Here is an 18,598-nt window from a genome sequence, read left to right on the forward strand (position 1 = left end):
CGACGACCGGACGAACCGGACAAGGTAGTCTCCGGATGCCGCGTCGTGTGATCGGTGTCACCCTTGATCCATGGCGACCGAGAGTGAGCGGACCGACGTCGACAAGGCCCTGCTGGGCCACGCCACCTACCGCAGCCTCGGCGAGCAGCGGCTCTCACCCGCCGAGGAGCGGTTCGAACGGGGCAGGCGCACGGTAGGGCTGTTCCTGGCCCCGCTGGTGACGATCGTCTTCCTGCTGCTGCCGCTGGGGCTGGAGCCCGCCCAGCAGAACCTCGCCGGGGTGCTGCTCGGGGTCATCGTGCTGTGGGTGACCGAGGCGGTGCCGATCCCGATCGGCGGGCTGATCGGCGTCGCGGTGATCGTCTTCCTGCAGGTCGAGCCGGCCGACGACGTGCTGGCCCGGTTCGGCTCGTCGACGATCTTCACCTTCATCGGGGCGTTCATCCTGGCCCAGGCCATGCTCAAGCACGGGCTGGCCCGCCGCTTCGCGTTCCGGATCCTGGCCCTGCCCCGGGTGGGCCGCTCGACCTCCGGGGTGATCATCGCGTTCGGCGTGATCACCTGCCTGCTCTCGGCGTTCGTGTCCAACACCGCGACCGTGGCGATGCTGCTGCCCACGGCGCTGGGCATCCTCGGGGTGATCGCCAAGCTGCTGCAGGAGCGCGGGTTGGTCGCCGCCGACTTCGACCCCCTGCGGCTGCGGGTGGGTGCGGCGATCATGCTGATGCTGGCCTACGGGGCCAGCGTCGGCGGCCTGCTCACCCCGGTCGGCAGCCCGCCCAACCTCATCGGTCGCGGGCTGATCGAGGAGGCCACCGGCGAGACGATCACGTTCGCGCAGTGGATGGCCGTCGCCGTGCCGATCTGCCTGCTGATGTTCGTGGCGCTGGCCGTGGTGCTGCTCCTGCTCAACAAGCCCGAGCTGCGCCGCATCGACGGCGTCGAGGACTACGTCGCCGAGCAGCGCGCGGAGATGGGGCCGCTGTCGCGGGCCGAGAAGAACACCCTGGTCGCGTTCAGCATCACGGTGTTCCTGTGGATCCTGCCCGGCGTCGTCGCCCTCGTCGCCGGCAACGAGTCCGACGCGTACACCGCGGTCAGCGACCGCCTCGACGAGGGCATGGTCGCGGTGCTCGGCGCGTCGCTGCTCTACCTGCTGCCCATCGACTGGCGGGCGCGGGAGTTCACGCTGCGCTGGCGCGACGCCGCGGAGATCGACTGGGGCACGATCGTGCTGTTCGGCACCGGGATCATCTTCGGCGGCCTGCTCGCGGCCACCGGACTGGCCGAGCGACTGGGCAACGCGGTCTCCGACGGCCTCGGGCTCACCAGCACGCTCGCCATCACGATCTTCGCGGTGCTGCTGGCGATCATCGTCTCGGAGACCACGAGCAACACGGCCTCGGCCGCGGTGGTGGTGCCGATCGTCATCCCGGTGGCCGTGGCCGCCGGCGTCAACCCGTTCGTGCCGGCGCTGGCCGCCACGTTCGCCGCGTCGTTCGGCTTCATGCTGCCGGTGTCGACGCCGCAGAACGCCGTGGTCTACGGCTCGGGTGCGGTCCCGATCACCACGATGATCCGGTCCGGGGCGAGCTTCGACGTGCTCGGCGCGATCCTGATCGTCGTCTTCCTGCCGCTGATGGTCGGCCTGCTCGGCCTGGGCGCCTGAGGACGGGTCAGGAGGCCTGGCGGTAGCCCGTGGAGCGGCCGGGCGGGGCCGACTCCAGCCAGGACAGGAAGCCGGTCAGCACCCCCGGCGCCATCGCCAGCTCGATGGTGACCGCACCGATCCGGCAGCTCAGCACGGCGTCGACGGTCGGGAGGGCGTAGCTCTCGGCGGGCGTCGGCGGGCGCCGGTCGAGGATCTCCAGCTCGGTGCGGTCGAGGACGACGGTGGGGCCCGGTCGGAAGCTGGTCAGCCGGAACCAGGCCAGCTGGTCGCCGCGGTAGCGCCCGACGCCGAAGTGCCAGCCGGCCGACGTGTCCTTGGCCATGGTGCGCGCGCCGCGCCTGCCCTCGAACGCCGAACGGCGGCGCAGACACACGTCCACGCCGCCGCCCCGCATCAACGTCAGCCTGCGGTAGGCCAGGTAGCCCAGGCACAAGCAGGCGCACACCAGCACGATGGTGATGACCACCGCCGACGCCTGCACTGCCGCTCCGGGCTACTCGGCCGCGCCGGCGGCTCTCAGCCGCACGTTCGCCCGCTCGGCCGCGGCCGTCCCTTCCGCGCCCTCGCCCTCGGCGCGGCGCAGCGCATCCCGGGCCCGGGACACGTCGATCTCGTCGGCCAGCTCGGCGAACTCCGCCAGCACGGTCACGCCCTCCGCGGTGACGTGCAGGAAGCCGCCGTGCACCGCCAGCGTGGTCTTGCTGCCGTCGGTGCCGTCGACGCGCACCACGGCCGCGCTGTCGAGCTGGGCGAGGGTCGGCTCGTGCCCGGGCATGATGCCGACCTCGCCCTCGGTGGTGCGGGCGAGCACGAAGGAGGCCTGGCCCGACCAGATCTTCCGCTCGACCGCGACCAGGTCGACCGTCATCTCCGCCACGATCAGCCCTGCTCTGCGAGCCGCTTGCGGTTGCGGTCCAGGTCCTCGAGACCGCCGCAGAGGAAGAACGCCTGCTCCGGGACGTCGTCGAAGTCGCCCTTGGCGATCTTGTCGAACGACTCGATGGTCTCCTTGAGCGGGACCGTCGAGCCCGGCTGACCGGTGAACTGCTCGGCGACCAGCAGGTTCTGCGACAGGAAGCGCTCGATGCGACGGGCCCGCCCGACCAGCTGGCGGTCCTCCTCGGAGAGCTCGTCGATGCCCAGGATGGCGATGATGTCCTGCAGGTCGGAGTACTTCTGCAGGATCCGCTTGACCTCGTTGGCCACCCGGAAGTGCTCGTCGCCGATGTACTGCGGGTCGAGGATCCGGGAGGTCGAGGTCAGCGGGTCCACCGCCGGGTAGATCCCCTTCTGGGAGATCGGCCGGGACAGCTCGGTGGTCGCGTCGAGGTGGGCGAACGTGGTGGCCGGCGCCGGGTCGGTGTAGTCGTCGGCGGGCACGTAGATCGCCTGCATCGAGGTGATCGAGCGGCCGCGGGTCGAGGTGATCCGCTCCTGCAGCTCGCCCATCTCGTCGGCCAGGGTCGGCTGGTACCCCACCGCGGAGGGCATGCGGCCCAGCAGCGTGGAGACCTCGGAGCCGGCCTGGGTGAACCGGAAGATGTTGTCGATGAAGAGCAGCACGTCCTGGTTCTGCTCGTCGCGGAAGTACTCCGCCATCGTCAGCGCCGACAGCGCGACCCGCATGCGGGTGCCCGGCGGCTCGTCCATCTGCCCGAACACGAGCGCGGTGTCGTTGATGACGCCGGACTCGGTCATCTCGGTGATGAGGTCGTTGCCCTCGCGGGTGCGCTCGCCGACCCCGGCGAACACCGAGGTGCCACCGAAGTTCTTGGCCACGCGGGTGATCATCTCCTGGATGAGCACCGTCTTGCCCACGCCCGCGCCCCCGAACAGGCCGATCTTGCCGCCGACCACGTACGGGGTCAGCAGGTCGATGACCTTGATGCCGGTCTCCAGCATCTCGGTCTTGCCCTCGAGCTGGTCGAACGGCGGCGCCTTGCGGTGGATGCCCCACAAGTCGCCGGTCGGGCGGAAGCTCGGGTCGTCGAGGCATTCGCCGAGCGCGTTGAACACGTGCCCCTTGACCTGGTCGCCGACCGGGACCGAGATCGGCCGGCCGAGGCTGACCACGTCCTGGCCGCGGACCAGGCCGTCGGTGGGGGCCATCGAGATGGCCCGGACCATGTTGTCGCCCAGGTGCTGGGCGACCTCCAGGGTCAGCGTCTTGGCCAGTGCCTCGAACGCGATGTCGACCTGCAGCGCCGTGTAGAGCGCCGGCAGGTTGTTGCGCGGGAACTCGACGTCGACGACCGGGCCGGTCACGCGGACGACCCGGCCGGTCGTGGTCTGGGTCTCGGTGTCAGCGGTGGCGGTCATCGGTCCTCACTCCCCGCACTCACGAGCGCGTCGGCACCGCCGACGATCTCGCTGATCTCCTGGGTGATCTGCGCCTGACGCGCCTGGTTGGACTGCAGTGTCAGACTACGGATCAATTCGTTGGCGTTGTCGGTCGCGGCCTTCATCGCGCGCTGCCGGTTCGCCGACTCCGAGGCCGCCGACTCCAGCAGGGCGGCGAACAGCCGCGCCCCGATGTACTTCGGCAGCAGGGCGTCGAACAGCGTCTCCGGGTCCGGCTCGAACTCGTAGAGCGGCTTGGCGTCGTTCGCCGCGGCCGGACGCGCGTCGTCGGCATCGCCGGACTCCTCCGCGTACTCGACCTCCATGGGCGCCATCCGCCGGGACGCCGGCGTCTGCGTGACCATGTTCTTGAACTGGGTGTAGACCAGGTGCAGCTCGTCGACCGACTCCACCTTCTCCACCGGCGCCTCCGCCTCCCGGGCGGCCTCGTCGGTGTCGCGCTCGCCCGCGCCGGCCATGAAGGCCGCCACCAGCGTGCGCGCCACCTCGGCCGCGTCGGCGTAGGAGGGCTGCTCGGAGAAGCCCGTCCAGGACGCGGCCACCTCGCGGCGGCGGAACCGGTAGTAGCCCACGCCCTTGCGCCCGATGACGTAGAGCACCGGCTCCTTGCCCTGCTCGCGCAGCAGCGCCTGCAGGGACTCCGCCTCGCGCAGCACGTTGGCGTTGTAGCCGCCGGCCTGGCCGCGGTCGCTGGTCACGACCAGCACCGCGGCCCGCTTCGCGTTCTCCCGCTCGACGAGCAGCGGGTGGTCGAGCGCCGAGTTGGTCGCCAGCTCGCTGAGCATCTGGGTCATCTGCTCGGCGTAGGGCTTGGCCGCCTCGACCCGGGCCCGCGCCTTGACGATCCGCGACGTGGCGATGAGCTCCATCGCCCTGGTGATCTTCTTGATGGACTGCGTCGACCGGATCCGCCTCCGCAGCACCCGGATCTGTGCGGCCATGACCTACCGCCTAACCCGCGCTCTTGGAGGGAGCCGGCTTGTTGACCTTGACGGTCTCCTGGTCGACGTCTTCCTCGTCCAGCGCCTCGGCCTGGGCCTCCTTCGGCACCACCGAGGAGCCGTCGGAGGCGGTGAAGCTGTCCTTGAACTCCTTGACGACCCGGGTGAGCCGCTCGATGTTCTCGTCGGAGAGCTTGCCGGTGTCGCTGATCTCGGTCAGCGCGCCCTCCTCGTTGCGGCGCACGTGGTCGAGGAACTCCGACTCGAACCGGCGGACGTCGGCGACCGGGACCGAGTCGAGCTTGCCCGAGGTGCCCAGCCACAGCGAGACGACCTGCTCCTGCACCGGCTGCGGCTGGTACTGCGGCTGCTTGAGCAGCTCGACCAGCCGGCTGCCGCGACCCAGCGCGGCCGCCGACGCGGCGTCGAGGTCGGAGCCGAACGCGGCGAAGGACTCCAGCTCGCGGTACTGCGACAGGTCCAGCCGCAGCGAGCCGGACACCTGGCGCATCGCCCGGACCTGCGCGGCGCCACCGACGCGGGAGACCGAGATGCCGACGTTGATCGCCGGCCGGACGCCCTGGTTGAACAGGTCGGACTCCAGGAAGACCTGGCCGTCGGTGATCGAGATGACGTTCGTCGGGATGTAGGCCGACACGTCGTTGGCCTTGGTCTCGATGATCGGCAGACCGGTCATCGAGCCGCCGCCGAGCTCGTCGGACAGCTTCGCGCAGCGCTCCAGCAGCCGGGAGTGCAGGTAGAAGACGTCGCCCGGGTAGGCCTCGCGACCCGGCGGGCGGCGCAGCAGCAGCGAGATCGCGCGGTAGGCCTCGGCCTGCTTGGACAGGTCGTCGAACACGATCAGGACGTGGTTGCCCTGGTACATCCAGTGCTGGCCGATGGCCGAGCCGGTGTAGGGGGCCAGCCACTTGAAGCCGGCCGGGTCCGACGCCGGGGCGGCGACGATCGTCGTGTACTCCAGCGCGCCGGCCTCCTCCAGGGAGGAGCGGATGCCGGCGATCGTCGAGCCCTTCTGGCCGATCGCCACGTAGATGCAGCGGACCTGCTTCTTCGGGTCGCCGGTGGCCCAGTTGGCCTTCTGGTTGATGATCGTGTCGACGCAGACCGCGGTCTTGCCGGTCTTGCGGTCGCCGATGATCAGCTGGCGCTGGCCGCGGCCGATCGGCGTCATGGCGTCGATCGCCTTGATGCCGGTCTCCAGCGACTCGCTCACGCTCTGGCGCTGGACCACGGTGGCGGCCTGCAGCTCCAGGACGCGGCGCTCGTCGGCCTGGATCTCGCCCAGCCCGTCGATCGGGGCGCCCAGCGGGTCGACGACCCGGCCGAGGTAGCCGTCGCCGACCGGCACCGAGAGGATGTCGTTGGTGCGGCGGACCTGCTGGCCCTCCTCGATACCCGCGTACGGGCCGAGGATGACCGCGCCGATGTCGCGCTGGTCGAGGTTCAGCGCCACGCCCAGCACGCCGCCCTCGAACTCCAGCAGCTCGTTGGTCATGACCGAGGGCAGGCCCTCGACGTGGGCGATGCCGTCACCGGTGTCGGTGACCGTGCCGACCTCCTCGCGGGAGGTTTCCGTGCTCAGCGACGCGACGTAGCTCGAGATCGCGCCCCGGATCTCCTCCGAGGAGATCGTCAGCTCTGTCATGGCTGTCGGTTCCTTCTTTGTTCGTGGGGTACGGGTCCGGCAGCGGTCAGCTCGGCAGCGTGCGACGGGCGGCGGCCAGCCTGCCCGCGACGCTGCCGTCGATGACCTCGCCGCCGACCCGCACGACGAGCCCGCCCAGCAGGCTCTCGTCCAGCTCGACGTGCAGCGACATCGGTCGGCCGTAGAGCCGGGTCAGCGATTCGGTGAGCCGGGTCTCCTGCTCGGAGGTCAGCGGCACCGGGGTGGTCACCCGGGCGACCGAGCGCTCGCGGCGCTCCGCCGCCAGCTCGGCCAGCTCCTCGGCGACCTCGTCCAGGTGCTGCCCGCGCGGCAGCCGCACGGACTGCCGCAGCAGCGCCGTGGCCACCGCCGACGTCCGACCGGCCAGCACCTGGTCGAGCAGGCCGACGCGGCCCTGCTCGGGGGTGCTGCGGTCGGACAGCAGCGCGCTGAGCTGCGGCTCCCGGTCGAGCACGCGGCCGAACCGGAACAGCTCGTCCTCGACGTCGTCGAGGGTGCCGTCGTTCTCGGCCGGGCCCAGCGTGGCCCGGCGGGCCAGCGCCTCGGTGCCGTCGAGCAGATCGATGCTGCGCGACCAGCGGGCCGTGACGAGCACCCGGACCAGGTCCATGGTGGTGTCCGACAGCTGACCGCCGACCAGCCGCTCGGCCAGCTGCACGCGGGACGCCTCCGGCGCCGTCGCGTCGCCGAGCAGCCTGCGCACCGCGGGCTGCTGGGCCAGCAGCCGGGCGAACGCGAACAGCTCGTCGCCCAGCTGGGCCAGCGTGCCCGGACCGGTGGTGATGCCGACCTTCTCGCCGACCTTGGCGACCGGGCCGGAGTGAGCGCTGTCGATGACCTCGTCGAGCCGGGCACCGGCGACGGCCAGCGCCTCCCGGCTCGCCGCGGACAGGGCCAGCGCCATCAGCCCGCTCCGCCGGCCGGAGCGGCCTGCTCGCGGCGCGGGGTCATCTGGTCGAGCTCGGCGAGGAAGGAGTCGACCGTGGCCGACCGGCGCGCCGGGTCGGCCAGCGAGTCGCCCACGATGCGCTCGGCCAGCTGGACCGACAGCCCGCCGATCTCACCGCGCAGCTCGCGCACGGCCTGCTCGCGGGCCGCGGCGATCTGCTCCTCGCCGCGCTGGCGGATGCGCGCGGCCTCGGCCTCGGCCTCCGCCCGCAGCTCGGCCTTGATCTGCTGGCCCTCGGCGCGGGCGTCGTCGCGGATGCGCGCGGCCTCCGCGCGCAGCCCGGCCAGCTGCTCCTCGTACTGGGCCTTGAGCGCCTGGGCGTGCTCCTGGGCCTCCTCGGCCCGCCGGAGCCCGCCCTCGATCTTGTCGGTGCGCTCCGCGTAGACCTTCTCGAACTGCGGGAACGCGGTCCGGCGCAGCACCAGGAACAGCAGGATGAACGCGATGGTGCCGACGATGATCTCGACGGGGTGCGGGACGAGAGGGTTCAGCTCCTCGGCCGCCAACAGGGTGCGGTTCATGGGTGGTGTCTCCTTCGCCTACCCGGCGCTCGGCGAAAGGTCAGGCCGGCAGCGCGAACGCCAGCACCAGACCGAGGATGGCCAGCGCCTCGGACAGCGCCATGCCGATGAACGCGATGCCCTGCAGCTGGCCGCGGGCCTCCGGCTGGCGGGCGACGCCGTTGATGAAGGCGGCGAACACGATGCCCACGCCGATGCCCGGGCCGATGGCGGCGAGGCCGTAACCGATGACGTTCAGGTTACCGACAACCATTGCACTTTCCTTTCGTCCGGTCCGCGGGTCGTCCCGTCGGACCCTCAGTACTGGGGGCCGGGGCGACCTAGTGGTCGTCGGCGAGCACGGTGCCGATGTAGGACGCCGTGAGGATGGTGAACACGTAGGCCTGCACCACCTGGATGAAGGCCTCGAAGAAGGTGAAGACGATGCCCATGGCGAACGCGAACGGGGAGAGGAAGTTCACCAGGAGTGTCTCGGAGTGCAGCAGCATGTACTCGCCGCCGAGGATGAACACCAGCAGCAGCAGGTGGCCGGCGAACATGTTGCCGAACAGTCGCAGCGACAGCGTGACCGGCCGCAGCAGGATGTTCGAGAGGAACTCGATCGGGGTGAGGATGATCCGCACCCACCACGGCACACCGGGCGGCCAGGTCGACACCCGCAGGTACCCGACGAACCCGTGCTTCCGGATGCCGACCGCGTTGTAGATCAGCCACGACATCGCGGCGAGCGCGTAGGCCATGCCCGGGTGGGAGAACGACGGGAACTGGATGAGCGGGATGATGCCGAACAGGTTGTTCACCAGGATGAAGGCGAACAGCGTGGTCAGGTACGGGACGTACTTGAGGTAGTCGTGCCCGATGTTGTCGCGGGCGATCGAGTTGCGGACGATCCCGTGGAACGACTCGCCGAGGAACTGCGTCTTGCTCGGCACCAGCTGAGGTCGTCGCGAGGTGATCGTGAAGAACGCCCACACCAGTACGGCGGCGAGCACGAACAGCAGGACCGGCTTCGTGACCTCGCCGAAGATCGGCGGCAGGTTGAAGTCCTCGACCCCGGGTGCGTCGAAGCCCGGGCTGGGGGCGGTGGCCAGGGTGGTCACCCAGTGCTCCTTCCGGTTCCGCCGGCCGGGATGAGCACCGGGCCTGGCGGAATCGTGACGATCAGGACTGAACGTACCTGATATAGATCAAGTACAACGAGGCGGCCCCACCGACCAGCAGGCCGATCAGCGTGAACGCCCCCGTGCCCAACAGCCAGTCCAGACCCCAGCCGATCCCCCCGAACAGCAGGAACCCCGACAGCAGGTAGGACAGGGCTGTCCATGCGTCGCCGGGCGGCGGTACGGGCTCGCGCCCTGGCGGACGGTCCGACTCCATCGGAACGGACCATATCAGGCACGTGGCCGGGGCTTGACCTGGGACGACTACCTCCCACGTCATCCGATCGGGCCGGACGGCCCGGCGGACCCGGCACCCCCGCTCCGACCTGGCTCTATCGGCCGTAGAAGACGGTTCGATAACGGCCGCGTTAACCGCGAAGAGGGCGACGTCACACCCGGCACATCGGTCAGATGTCGATGACGGGCGTCTTGGCCCGGACGAATCCGACGACCTCGCCGGTGATGTAGGCGACCGTGACGGCGAGCATGGTGAACGCGAACGCCTGGTTGTCGAACAACGACGTGCCCCGCATCACCAGCAGGAAGACCAGCAGGAAGGCGAGCTTCCCGGTGAACGCGGCCAGCGCGCCGACCATCACCCCGGCCGGGGTGGCGCGGGCGGTGCGCGACATCACGACGGTGCCCAGCAGGCCCAGCCCCAGCGCGACGACGCCGCCCACGATCGCGCCGACGCCGCCGGGCACCCCGCGCAGCACGAAGCCGAGGACGACCGCGACCACGGCGGTGGGTCCGGCGATGAGCAGCGACACCCGCTGCATGGTGGCCGCGAGCCGCAGCACGGACGCGACGTGCGGCGCGTCCTGGGTCGGTTCGGTCATCGTGGGTCCCTCGCTGTCTCGTCGCGGCCGCTCACCGGCCGCCCGCGTGCTCCTACCCCAGGGTCCCAGGTCGGTTCCCGGGGGCGGGCGGCGCCGGCACCGGCCGGCCCGCGAGGCGCTTCGCCGCGGTGCGGCGGCGCTCCCTCGGCACCACCGTAGCGATGACCGCCACCAGCAGGCCCGCGCCGGTGGTCCACAGGACCAGCGACACGTCGTCGATGAGGGCCAGCGCGACCGCGCCGAAGGCCAGCACCCCGGCCCACAGGTAGATCAGCAGCACCGCGCGGCGGTGGCTGTGGCCGATCTCCAGCATCCGGTGGTGCAGGTGCATCTTGTCCGGGCTGAACGGGCTGCGCCCCTTGCGGGTGCGCCGCACCACCGCGAGCAGCAGGTCCAGCAGCGGCACGAAGCCCACCGCGGCCAGCACGAGCAGCGGGGCGAACAGACCGATGAAGTCGGTGCCGTCCAGACCGGTGTTCGCCATCCGGCCGGACGCGCTGGTGGTGGCGGCGGCCAGCAGCAGCCCGATCAGCATCGACCCGGAGTCGCCCATGAAGATGCGCGCCGGGTTGAAGTTGTGCGGCAGGAAGCCCAGGCAGGAGCCGGCCAGCACCACCGCGATCAGCGCGGGCGAGTAGGCCGTCGGGTCGTTGCCGACGCGGTGCACCAGGCCGATGGCGAACACGCCGATGGCCGTCGCGGCGATCATCCCGATCCCGGCGGCCAGCCCGTCCAGGCCGTCGACGAAGTTCATGGCGTTGACCAGGGCCACGGTGAGCAGCACCGTCAGCAGGGCGCTCTGGTTGGTGCCCAGGACCAGGATCGACCCGGAGACCGGGCCCGGTCCGCCGCCGCCCCACGGGATGTAGAACACGTAGAGCTGGATGCCGAAGATGACCAGCACGCCGGCCGCGGTGGCCTGGCCGGCGAGCTTGGTCAGCGCGTCCAGGTCGTACTTGTCGTCCAGCGCGCCGACCAGGACCAGCAGCGCGGCCGCCGCCATGACGGCGACGACCTCGAACGAGTCGAAGGCCAGCCGCAGCGCGGGCAGCTGGTAGGCCATCCCGACGCCGGCCAGCACCCCGCCGAGCATCGCCACCCCGCCCCAGCGCGGGGTCGGGGTGACGTGCACGTCGCGCCCGCGCGGCCAGGCCACCGCACCCAGCCGCAGCGCGAGCACCCGCACCGGACCGACCAGCAGGAAGGTGATCACCGCGGCGGTGAAGCCGGCCAGCAGGTACTCCCGGAACGGGAGGATCAGCTGGGTGGCGAACTGGGGTGGGGTCACCGCCTGCCGGCCGTCAGCCCTGGGGGTAGGCCGGGAAGCGCGCCACCAGCGCGGAGACCGACTCGGCCACGGCGGCCAGCTCGGCGTCGCCCGCGGGGGTGCCCTGCTCGGCCTTGACCGCCCTGGCCAGCAGCGAGCCGACCTCGGCCATCTCGCCCTCGGCCATCCCCTGGGTGGTGCTGCTCGGCGAACCCACCCGCAGCCCGGACGGGCGCAGCGGCGGGGCCGGGTCGTAGGGGATCGAGTTCTTGTTCAGGGTGATGCGCGCGGCGTCGCAGCGGCTCTCCGCCTGGTCGCCGGTGACCCCGATCGGGCGCAGGTCGACCAGCGCCAGGTGGGTGTCGGTGCCCCCGGAGACGGCCCGCATGCCCTCCGCCTCCAGGCTCTTGGTCAGCGCCTGGGCGTTGGCGATGACCTGGTTGGCGTAGGCCTGGTACTCGGGCTGCGCGGCCTCGCGCATGGCCACGGCCTTGGCCGCGACGGCGTGCATCAGCGGGCCGCCCTGCGAGAACGGGAACACGGCCTTGTCGATGGCCTTGGCGTGCTCCTCGCGGGCCAGGATCATGCCGCCGCGCGGGCCGCGCAGGACCTTGTGCGTGGTCGCGGTGACGACGTCGGCGAAGGGCACCGGCGACGGGATCGCCTTGCCGGCCACCAGCCCGATGAAGTGGGCCGCGTCGACCATCAGCTTGGCGCCGACCTCGTCGGCGATCTCCCGGAACGCGGCGAAGTCGATGAGCCGCGGGTACGCGGTGGCCCCGGCGATGATCATCTTGGGTCGGTGCTCGCGGGCCAGGTCGCGGACCTGGTCGTAGTCGATGAGCTCGGTGTCCTGGCGGACGGTGTAGGACACCGCGTTGAACCACTTGCCGGAGAAGCTGACCTTGCTGCCGTGGGTCAGGTGGCCGCCCTGCTTGAGGTCCATCGCCAGCACCGTGTCGCCGGGCTGGGTGAACGCCGCGTAGACCGCGAAGTTCGCCTGCGCGCCCGAGTGCGGCTGCAGGTTGACGTGGTCGGCGCCGAAGAGCTGCTTGGCCCGGGCGTTGCCGATCTCCTCGGCCTGGTCGACGACCTGGCAGCCGCCGTAGTAGCGACGACCGGGGTAGCCCTCGGCGTACTTGTTCGACAGGGTCGAGCCCAGCGCGGCGAGCACCGCCGGGCTGGTCAGGTTCTCACTGGCGATCAGCTGCAGGCCTCCGCGGAGGCGGTCGAGCTCGTCGAGCACCACTCCGGCGATCTCCGGATCCTGGTGCTGCAGCGCGGCGAAGTCCGGGCCCCAGAACGGTGTCGTCACGGTCGTCAACCGTACTCGCACCACCTCTCCGGCACGTCACAACCCAGAGATCGCCGCTCTCGATTGTTGCCACTGATCTGCGCCTCTGCCAGACTGGCCGGATGACCGCCGCTGGAACCCGCGCAAGGGTGCGCGCCGAACTGACCCGCGAGATCGCCGACGTCGCCCGCCGCCACCTGGCCACCTCCGGCGCCGCCGCGCTCTCACTGCGCGCCGTCGCCCGCGAGCTGGGCATGGCGTCGTCGGCGGTCTACCGCTACTTCCCCAGCCGCGACGACCTCCTCACCGCCCTCATCGTCGACGCCTACGACGCGCTCGGCGACACCGCCGAACGCGCCGAGTCCGCCGTCCCCCGCGACGACCTCCGCGGCCGCTGGCACGCCGCCTGCCGCGCCGCCCGCGAGTGGGCCGTGGCCCACCCCCACGAGTACGCCCTGCTCTACGGCTCGCCCGTCCCCGGCTACGCCGCCCCCGAGACCACCATCGCCCCCGGGACGCGGGTGGGGCTGCTGCTGTGCCGCGTCGTCGCCGACGGGGTGAACCGCGGCGAGGTGACCGCGATCGCCGATGACTCCGACGCGACCCTCGTCCCCGGCCTCGGCGACCAGCTCGGCCTGCCCCCCGGGGTGACGGCGCGCGCCCTCCAGGCCTGGAGCGGCATCTACGGCGCGATCAGCTTCGAGCTGTTCGGGCAGACGAACAACGCCGTGCTGGAGCACGCCGCGTTCTTCGAGGGGGCGGTGGACCGGCTGGCCGACCTGGTCGGACTGCCGGCCTAGCCCTCGGCCCCTGCCCGCGCCGCGGTCCCGGTCAGAGGGAGTCTTCGCAGGGGCGGTGTCGTCCTCGCAGGTGCCGTAGACCCTGCGAAGACCACGACGACTCTGCGAAGACGGCCAGCCGGGTGCGCCGGCAGTCCCGAGGCCTCAGGCGACGACGACCTCGCGCCCCAACACCTCAGCCACGTCCGCCGTCGAGACCGCACCCTCCCGCAGCACGCGCGGCGCGTCGCCCGTCAGGTCGACCACGGTCGATGCCACCGGCTCCCCCGACGGTCCCCCGTCCAGGTACACCGACACGCTCGCCCCCAACTGCGCCTCGGCGTCGGTGGCCGACGCCGCGGGCGACTGACCGGAGACGTTCGCGCTGGACACCGCCATCGGCCCCACGTCGCGCAGCAACTCCAGCGCCACCGGGTGCAGCGGCATCCGCAGCATCACCGTGCCCCTGGTCCGGCCCAGGTCCCAGGCCAGCGACGGCGCGTGCGGGAGCACGATCGACAACCCGCCCGGCCAGAAGGCCTCGATGAGGTCGCGGGCGGTCCGGGGGACGCCGAGGACCAGGCCGTCGATGGTCGTCCAGGAGCCGACCAGGACGGGGACCGGCATGTCGGGGCCGCGGTTCTTGGCCTTCAGCAGCGCCGCGACGGCGGTCGCGGAGAACGCGTCGCAGCCGATGCCGTAGACGGTGTCGGTGGGCAGCACCACGAGCCGGCCGGCGCGCACGGCGCGGGCGGCGGCGGCGAGCCCGGCGGTGCGGTCGTCCGGGTCGGAGCAGTCGTAGGTCGCGCTGGCCACCCACCGAGCCTACGAGCGCCCCCACTCCCCCGATCGCTCGCCCCTCCCCCGCTCCCGGAGTTCAGGAAAGCCACGATGCTGCCCGCACAGTTCCTGAACGTGGCTTTCCTGAACTCGGGGGCGGGGGTCAGGAGGTGGCGGGGGTGCGGCGGCGGGCGGTGGCGAAGCGGGGGCGCCCGGCGAGGTCGTGGTGCTCCTCGACGTCGGTGAGCACCTTGCGCCTGCGCAGCAGCGCGGGCACGACCTCGCCGTGGGTGTCGTCGTGCTCGATCGCCATCGCCCCGCCGTAGCGCAGCAGCCCGGCGGAGGCGGCGATGACCGGGCGGATGACGTCGAGGCCGTCGGGGCCGGCGAAGACGGCGGCGCGCGGGTCCCAGTCGGTGACCTCGGGGGGCAGCACCGCGCCGTCGGGCACGTACGGCGGGTTGCAGAGCACCAGGTCGACGTGCGATTCGAGCTCGAGCAGCAGGTCGTTCCGGCGCACGTCGGCGTGGTGCAGGGTGACGGGGCTGCCGCCGGCGTCCACGTGCTCGGCGACGTTGCGGCGGGCCCAGGTCAGGGCGGCGGCGTCGGCTTCGACGGCGTGCACGACCGCGTCGGGGCGGCGGGCGGCGACGGCGAGCGCGATGGCGGCGGTGCCGGTGCACAGGTCGACGACGAGCGGCCGGGAGCGGCCGGCGATCTGCGCGAGGCCCCACTCGACCATGAGCTCGGTCTCGGGGCGGGGGGTGAACACGCCCCGCCCGACGGCCACCGTCACCGGCCCGAGGGTCGCCGCGCCGAGCAGGTGCTGGAGCGGTTCGCGGGTGGCCCGGCGCTTGACCAGGGTGTCCAGCTCGTCGAGCACGTCGGGCTCGACCATCGGGTGCATCAGCAGCTTGCCGCGCTCGACGCCCAGCACCGACGCGGCCAGCACCTCGGCGTCGACCCGCGGGGAGGCCACCCCGGCCTCGGCGAGCACCCGCTCGGCCTCCATGAGCGCCAGTCGCAGCGGTCGCCTCTTCACCGCACCCACCTCCGCCCGGACGTCCGGAAAGCCACCATGCTGACGTCCGGCGTCCTGGTGGTGGCTCTCCTGACGCGGCGTGGCGCGCACATCAGCCGACCGCTTCAGCCCGCTCGGCCGCGATGAGGGCGTCGACGACGCCGTCGAGGTCGCCGTCGAGGACGGCGGAGAGGTTGTAGGCCTTGTAGCCGACGCGGTGGTCGGAGATCCGGTTCTCCGGGAAGTTGTAGGTGCGGATGCGCTCGGAGCGGTCGACGGTGCGCACCTGCGACTTGCGGTCCGCGGACGCCGCCTCCGCCGCCTGGGCCTCGGCCAGCGCCTGCAGCCGCGACCGCAGGACGTCCATGGCCCTGGCCTTGTTCTGCAGCTGGGAGCGCTCGTTCTGGCAGCTCACCACGATGCCGGTGGGCAGGTGGGTGATGCGCACGGCGGAGTCGGTGGTGTTCACGCTCTGCCCGCCGTGCCCGGAGGAGCGGAACACGTCGACGCGCAGGTCCTTGTCGTCGATCTCGACCTCGGCGTCGGCGGCGACGTCGGGGTAGACGAGCACGCCGGCCGCGGAGGTGTGCACGCGGCCCTGCGACTCGGTGACCGGCACCCGCTGCACGCGGTGCACGCCGCCCTCGAACTTCAGCGCCGACCAGACGCCGTCCGCCGACGGGGTGCGCGAGCGGATGACCAGCGTCATGTCCTTCACGCCGCCCAGGTCGGACTCGTTCGCGTCGAGGACCTCGGTGGTCCAGCCGCGGCGCTCGGCGTAGCGCACGTACATACGCACGAGGTCGCCGGCGAACAGCGCGGACTCCTCGCCGCCCTCGCCGGACTTGACCTCCATGACGAGGTCGTCGGCGTCGTGCGGGTCGCGCGGGACGAGCAGCCGGGCGAGCTTGGTCTCCAGCTCGGGGATGCGCGCGGCCAGCTCGTCGGCCTCGGCGGCGAACGTCGGGTCCTCGCCGGCCAGCTCGCGGGCGGCGGCGTGGTCGTCGCGGACGGCGGCCAGCTCGCGGGCCACGGCGACGATCGGGTCGAGCTCGGCGTAGCGCCTGCCCAGCTTGCGGGCCTGCCCGGCGTCGGCGTGCACGGACGGGTCGGCGAGCCGTAGCTCCAGGTCGGCGTGCTCGGCCAGCACGGCGTCCAGCGCGGGTGCGGCTGTGTTGGATGGTGAGCTCGCAAGCTCGCTCACGTGGCTACCTGATCCTCTCGTGGTCCGGACACGCGGACGGCGCCCACCGGGATCCGGTGGGCGCCGTCGGGAGCGCTAGGACTTCTTGGCGCCGGCGCGCTTGCCGTAGCGGGCCTCGAAGCGGGCCACGCGGCCACCGGAGTCGAGGATCTTCTGCTTGCCGGTGTAGAAGGGGTGGCAGGCCGAGCAGACCTCGACGGTGATCGCACCGCTCTTCTTGGTGCTGCGGGTGGTGAACTGGTTGCCGCAGCCGCAGGTGACCTGCGTCTCGACGTACTCGGGGTGGATGCCAGAACGCACGGGGGTTTCCTCTCGAAGTGGCGCCGGGTCCCCTGGATCGGGGTGAACCGGAACCGGAGCGTGACAGCCCATTCAACCACCAGCCCCGCCCGAACATTCCGGGCGGGGCTGATGGAACGCAGTGCCTAGTCGTCGTTGCCGGGGGTGCTCTTGGCGACCTGCATCAGGAACTCGATGTTGGTGCGGGTCTTGCGGAGCTGGGTGAGCAGCAGGTCGATGGCCTGCTGGTCGTCCAGGGCGGCCAGCACGCGGCGCAGCTTGACCATCACCGCGTACTCGTCGGGCGACATCAGCAGCTCGTCCTTGCGGGTGCTGGAGTCGCCCACGTCGATGGCCGGGAAGACGCGCTTGTCGGCGATCTTGCGGTCGAGCTTGAGCTCGGCGTTGCCGGTGCCCTTGAACTCCTCGAAGATCACCGTGTCCATCGTGGACCCGGTCTCCACCAGTGCGGTGGCGAAGATGGTGAGCGAGCCGCCGCCCTCGATGTTGCGGGCCGCGCCGAGGAACCGCTTCGGCGGGTAGAGGGCGGTCGAGTCGACACCACCGGACAGGATCCGGCCCGACGCCGGCGCGGCCAGGTTGTAGGCCCGGCCGAGGCGGGTGATGTTGTCCAGCAGGACGACCACGTCGTGACCGAGCTCGACCAGCCGCTTCGCCCGCTCGATGGCGAGCTCGGCGATGGTGGTGTGGTCGGTCGGCGGGCGGTCGAACGTCGACGCGATGACCTCGCCCTTCACCGACCGCTGCATGTCGGTGACCTCCTCGGGCCGCTCGTCGACGAGGACGACCATGAGGTGGCATTCGGGGTTGTTGGTGGTGATCGCGTTGGCGATGTTCTGCATGATCGTGGTCTTGCCGGCCTTCGGCGGCGACACGATCAGCGCCCGCTGGCCCTTACCGACCGGCATCACCAGGTCGATGACGCGGGTGGTGAGCTTGTGCGGCTCGGTCTCCAGGCGCAGCCGCTCGTTCGGGTAGAGCGGGGTGAGCTTGGTGAACTCGGGCCGGTTGCGCGCGGTCTCCGGGTCCTGGCCGTTGATGGTGTCGACCCGCACGAGCGGGTCGAACTTCTGCCGGGTCTGCTCGCCCTCGCGCTGCTCGCGGGCGTCGCCGGTGATGGCGTCGCCGCGGCGCAGGCCGTAGCGGTTGACCACCGACTGCGAGATGTAGCAGTCGGTCTGGCTGGACAGGTAGCCCGTGGTGCGGACGAAGGCGTAGTTGTCGAGCTTCTCGACGATGCCCGCGACGGGCAGCAGGACGTCGCCGTCGCGCACCTCGGTGTCGATGTTGCCCTGGCCGGTGCGGCCCCCGCTGCCCTCGCGGTCGCGGCCACGGCGGCGGTCGCGGAAGCGGCGCCCGCGCCGGCCGCGGCCCTCGAAGTCGTCGTCGTCGCCGTCCGCGGGGCGGTTGTCGCGCGGGCCCCGGCTGTCGCTCCGGTTGTCGCCGCGGGTGTCGCTCCGGCTGTCACCCCGGTTGTCGCCCCGGTTGTCAGCACCGCGGTTGTCACCACCGCGGTTGTCGCCGCGCTGGTCGTTGCGGTTCCCACCGCCGCGGTTGTCGCCGCCGCGGTTGTCGCTACCCCGGTTGTCACTGCCGCGGTTGTCGCCGCCGCGGTCGCTGCCGCGGTTGTCACTGCCCCGGTTGTCACCGCCGCGGTCGCTGCCCCGGTTGTCGGCGCGGGTGTCGGTGCGAGCGTCCTCGCCGCGGTTGGCGGCGCGACCGTTGCGGTCGCGGCCGCGCTGCGGGCGCTCCTCGCCGGCGTCCTCGGTGGCGGGCGCCTCCGCGGGCGCCGCTGAGGGCGCGGCGGCCTGCTCGGCCTGCTC

Annotated in this window: 20 protein-coding genes; 2 read left to right on the forward strand and 18 right to left on the reverse strand. The window is 71.8% G+C overall.

The genetic code is table 11. From position 1 onward, the window contains the following. The first annotated feature begins 70 nt into the window (after positions 1-70). A complete protein-coding gene (locus tag KIK08_RS16825; RefSeq protein WP_214404104.1) occupies positions 71-1,669 on the forward strand; it encodes an SLC13 family permease in 1,599 nt (532 codons plus the stop codon). 7 nt (positions 1,670-1,676) lie between these two features. On the opposite strand, the gene KIK08_RS16830 is transcribed toward KIK08_RS16825, so the two are convergent. The 13 genes from KIK08_RS16830 to glyA form a co-directional block, all read right to left on the reverse strand. Next, positions 1,677-2,153 (reverse strand): DUF2550 domain-containing protein, encoded by a 477-nt coding sequence (locus tag KIK08_RS16830; protein WP_214404105.1) that lies wholly within the window; start codon positions 2,151-2,153, stop codon positions 1,677-1,679. A gap of 12 nt (positions 2,154-2,165) precedes the next feature. Then, a complete protein-coding gene (locus KIK08_RS16835) occupies positions 2,166-2,540 on the reverse strand; it encodes a F0F1 ATP synthase subunit epsilon (protein ID WP_214404106.1) in 375 nt (124 codons plus the stop codon). A gap of 11 nt (positions 2,541-2,551) precedes the next feature. Then, a complete protein-coding gene (atpD, locus tag KIK08_RS16840) occupies positions 2,552-3,991 on the reverse strand; it encodes a F0F1 ATP synthase subunit beta (RefSeq protein ID WP_214404107.1) in 1,440 nt (479 codons plus the stop codon). Next, positions 3,988-4,974 (reverse strand): F0F1 ATP synthase subunit gamma, encoded by a 987-nt coding sequence (locus KIK08_RS16845; protein ID WP_214404108.1) that lies wholly within the window; start codon positions 4,972-4,974, stop codon positions 3,988-3,990. Before KIK08_RS16845 ends, atpD begins: the two co-directional genes overlap by 4 nt. Positions 4,975-4,984: 10 nt before the next feature. Beyond that, positions 4,985-6,640, reverse strand: a complete 1,656-nt coding sequence (gene atpA / locus KIK08_RS16850; protein WP_214404109.1) for a F0F1 ATP synthase subunit alpha — start codon at positions 6,638-6,640, stop codon at positions 4,985-4,987. 46 nt (positions 6,641-6,686) lie between these two features. Then, a complete protein-coding gene (locus tag KIK08_RS16855) occupies positions 6,687-7,565 on the reverse strand; it encodes a F0F1 ATP synthase subunit delta (protein WP_214404110.1) in 879 nt (292 codons plus the stop codon). Continuing rightward, positions 7,565-8,131 carry a F0F1 ATP synthase subunit B gene (locus KIK08_RS16860; RefSeq protein WP_214404111.1) on the reverse strand — a complete coding sequence of 189 codons (567 nt, stop codon included), beginning with the start codon at positions 8,129-8,131 and terminating at the stop codon, positions 7,565-7,567. Before KIK08_RS16860 ends, KIK08_RS16855 begins: the two co-directional genes overlap by 1 nt. Positions 8,132-8,171: 40 nt before the next feature. Next, positions 8,172-8,384: an ATP synthase F0 subunit C gene (gene atpE / locus KIK08_RS16865; protein ID WP_214404112.1), complete on the reverse strand. Its 213-nt coding sequence runs from the start codon at positions 8,382-8,384 to the stop codon at positions 8,172-8,174. 67 nt (positions 8,385-8,451) lie between these two features. Then, positions 8,452-9,231 (reverse strand): F0F1 ATP synthase subunit A, encoded by a 780-nt coding sequence (gene atpB / locus KIK08_RS16870; protein ID WP_214404113.1) that lies wholly within the window; start codon positions 9,229-9,231, stop codon positions 8,452-8,454. Positions 9,232-9,292: 61 nt separating this feature from the next. Further along, the gene (locus tag KIK08_RS16875) at positions 9,293-9,508 is read right to left on the reverse strand and encodes an AtpZ/AtpI family protein (protein ID WP_214404114.1); all 216 of its coding nucleotides are present in this window, start codon (positions 9,506-9,508) and stop codon (positions 9,293-9,295) included. Positions 9,509-9,698: 190 nt separating this feature from the next. Next, the gene (locus KIK08_RS16880; protein ID WP_214404115.1) at positions 9,699-10,130 is read right to left on the reverse strand and encodes a Cg1360 family ATP-synthase-associated protein; all 432 of its coding nucleotides are present in this window, start codon (positions 10,128-10,130) and stop codon (positions 9,699-9,701) included. A gap of 52 nt (positions 10,131-10,182) precedes the next feature. Beyond that, positions 10,183-11,418 carry a glycosyltransferase family 4 protein gene (locus KIK08_RS16885; RefSeq protein WP_214404116.1) on the reverse strand — a complete coding sequence of 412 codons (1,236 nt, stop codon included), beginning with the start codon at positions 11,416-11,418 and terminating at the stop codon, positions 10,183-10,185. A 13-nt stretch (positions 11,419-11,431) separates the two neighbouring features. Beyond that, the gene (gene glyA, locus KIK08_RS16890; RefSeq protein WP_214404117.1) at positions 11,432-12,712 is read right to left on the reverse strand and encodes a serine hydroxymethyltransferase; all 1,281 of its coding nucleotides are present in this window, start codon (positions 12,710-12,712) and stop codon (positions 11,432-11,434) included. A 101-nt stretch (positions 12,713-12,813) separates the two neighbouring features. Here glyA and KIK08_RS16895 point away from each other — a divergent pair, with 101 nt between their 5' ends. Further along, positions 12,814-13,491 (forward strand): TetR/AcrR family transcriptional regulator, encoded by a 678-nt coding sequence (locus KIK08_RS16895; RefSeq protein WP_214404118.1) that lies wholly within the window; start codon positions 12,814-12,816, stop codon positions 13,489-13,491. 144 nt (positions 13,492-13,635) lie between these two features. On the opposite strand, the gene KIK08_RS16900 is transcribed toward KIK08_RS16895, so the two are convergent. The 5 genes from KIK08_RS16900 to rho all read right to left on the reverse strand — a co-directional run. After that, a complete protein-coding gene (locus tag KIK08_RS16900) occupies positions 13,636-14,286 on the reverse strand; it encodes an L-threonylcarbamoyladenylate synthase (RefSeq protein ID WP_214404119.1) in 651 nt (216 codons plus the stop codon). Between the two features lie 127 nt (positions 14,287-14,413). Beyond that, positions 14,414-15,292 carry a peptide chain release factor N(5)-glutamine methyltransferase gene (prmC, locus tag KIK08_RS16905; RefSeq protein ID WP_214404120.1) on the reverse strand — a complete coding sequence of 293 codons (879 nt, stop codon included), beginning with the start codon at positions 15,290-15,292 and terminating at the stop codon, positions 14,414-14,416. 91 nt (positions 15,293-15,383) lie between these two features. After that, positions 15,384-16,475, reverse strand: a complete 1,092-nt coding sequence (gene prfA, locus KIK08_RS16910; protein WP_214404121.1) for a peptide chain release factor 1 — start codon at positions 16,473-16,475, stop codon at positions 15,384-15,386. Positions 16,476-16,550: 75 nt separating this feature from the next. Beyond that, entirely contained in the window at positions 16,551-16,775 is a 225-nt protein-coding gene (gene rpmE, locus KIK08_RS16915) for a 50S ribosomal protein L31 (protein WP_214404122.1), read from the reverse strand. 125 nt (positions 16,776-16,900) lie between these two features. Continuing rightward, on the reverse strand, positions 16,901-18,598 hold a 1,698-nt coding region (gene rho / locus KIK08_RS16920), incomplete at its 5' end, for a transcription termination factor Rho (protein ID WP_214404123.1).

The organism is Pseudonocardia lacus, assembly GCF_018531445.1.
Lineage (GTDB): Bacteria > Actinomycetota > Actinomycetes > Mycobacteriales > Pseudonocardiaceae > Pseudonocardia > Pseudonocardia lacus.

What these genes read in the sequence shown, in the direction of transcription:
- KIK08_RS16825 (WP_214404104.1), top strand. Translation starts at nt 71, where the DNA reads ATGGCGACCGAGAGTGAGCGGACCGACGTCGACAAGGCCCTGCTGGGC.
- KIK08_RS16835 (WP_214404106.1), bottom strand. Translation starts at nt 2,540, where the DNA reads ATGACGGTCGACCTGGTCGCGGTCGAGCGGAAGATCTGGTCGGGCCAG.
- atpD (WP_214404107.1), bottom strand. Translation starts at nt 3,991, where the DNA reads ATGACCGCCACCGCTGACACCGAGACCCAGACCACGACCGGCCGGGTC.
- KIK08_RS16845 (WP_214404108.1), bottom strand. Translation starts at nt 4,974, where the DNA reads ATGGCCGCACAGATCCGGGTGCTGCGGAGGCGGATCCGGTCGACGCAG.
- atpA (WP_214404109.1), bottom strand. Translation starts at nt 6,640, where the DNA reads ATGACAGAGCTGACGATCTCCTCGGAGGAGATCCGGGGCGCGATCTCG.
- KIK08_RS16855 (WP_214404110.1), bottom strand. Translation starts at nt 7,565, where the DNA reads ATGGCGCTGGCCCTGTCCGCGGCGAGCCGGGAGGCGCTGGCCGTCGCC.
- KIK08_RS16860 (WP_214404111.1), bottom strand. Translation starts at nt 8,131, where the DNA reads ATGAACCGCACCCTGTTGGCGGCCGAGGAGCTGAACCCTCTCGTCCCG.
- atpE (WP_214404112.1), bottom strand. Translation starts at nt 8,384, where the DNA reads ATGGTTGTCGGTAACCTGAACGTCATCGGTTACGGCCTCGCCGCCATC.
- KIK08_RS16875 (WP_214404114.1), bottom strand. Translation starts at nt 9,508, where the DNA reads ATGGAGTCGGACCGTCCGCCAGGGCGCGAGCCCGTACCGCCGCCCGGC.
- KIK08_RS16880 (WP_214404115.1), bottom strand. Translation starts at nt 10,130, where the DNA reads ATGACCGAACCGACCCAGGACGCGCCGCACGTCGCGTCCGTGCTGCGG.
- KIK08_RS16895 (WP_214404118.1), top strand. Translation starts at nt 12,814, where the DNA reads ATGACCGCCGCTGGAACCCGCGCAAGGGTGCGCGCCGAACTGACCCGC.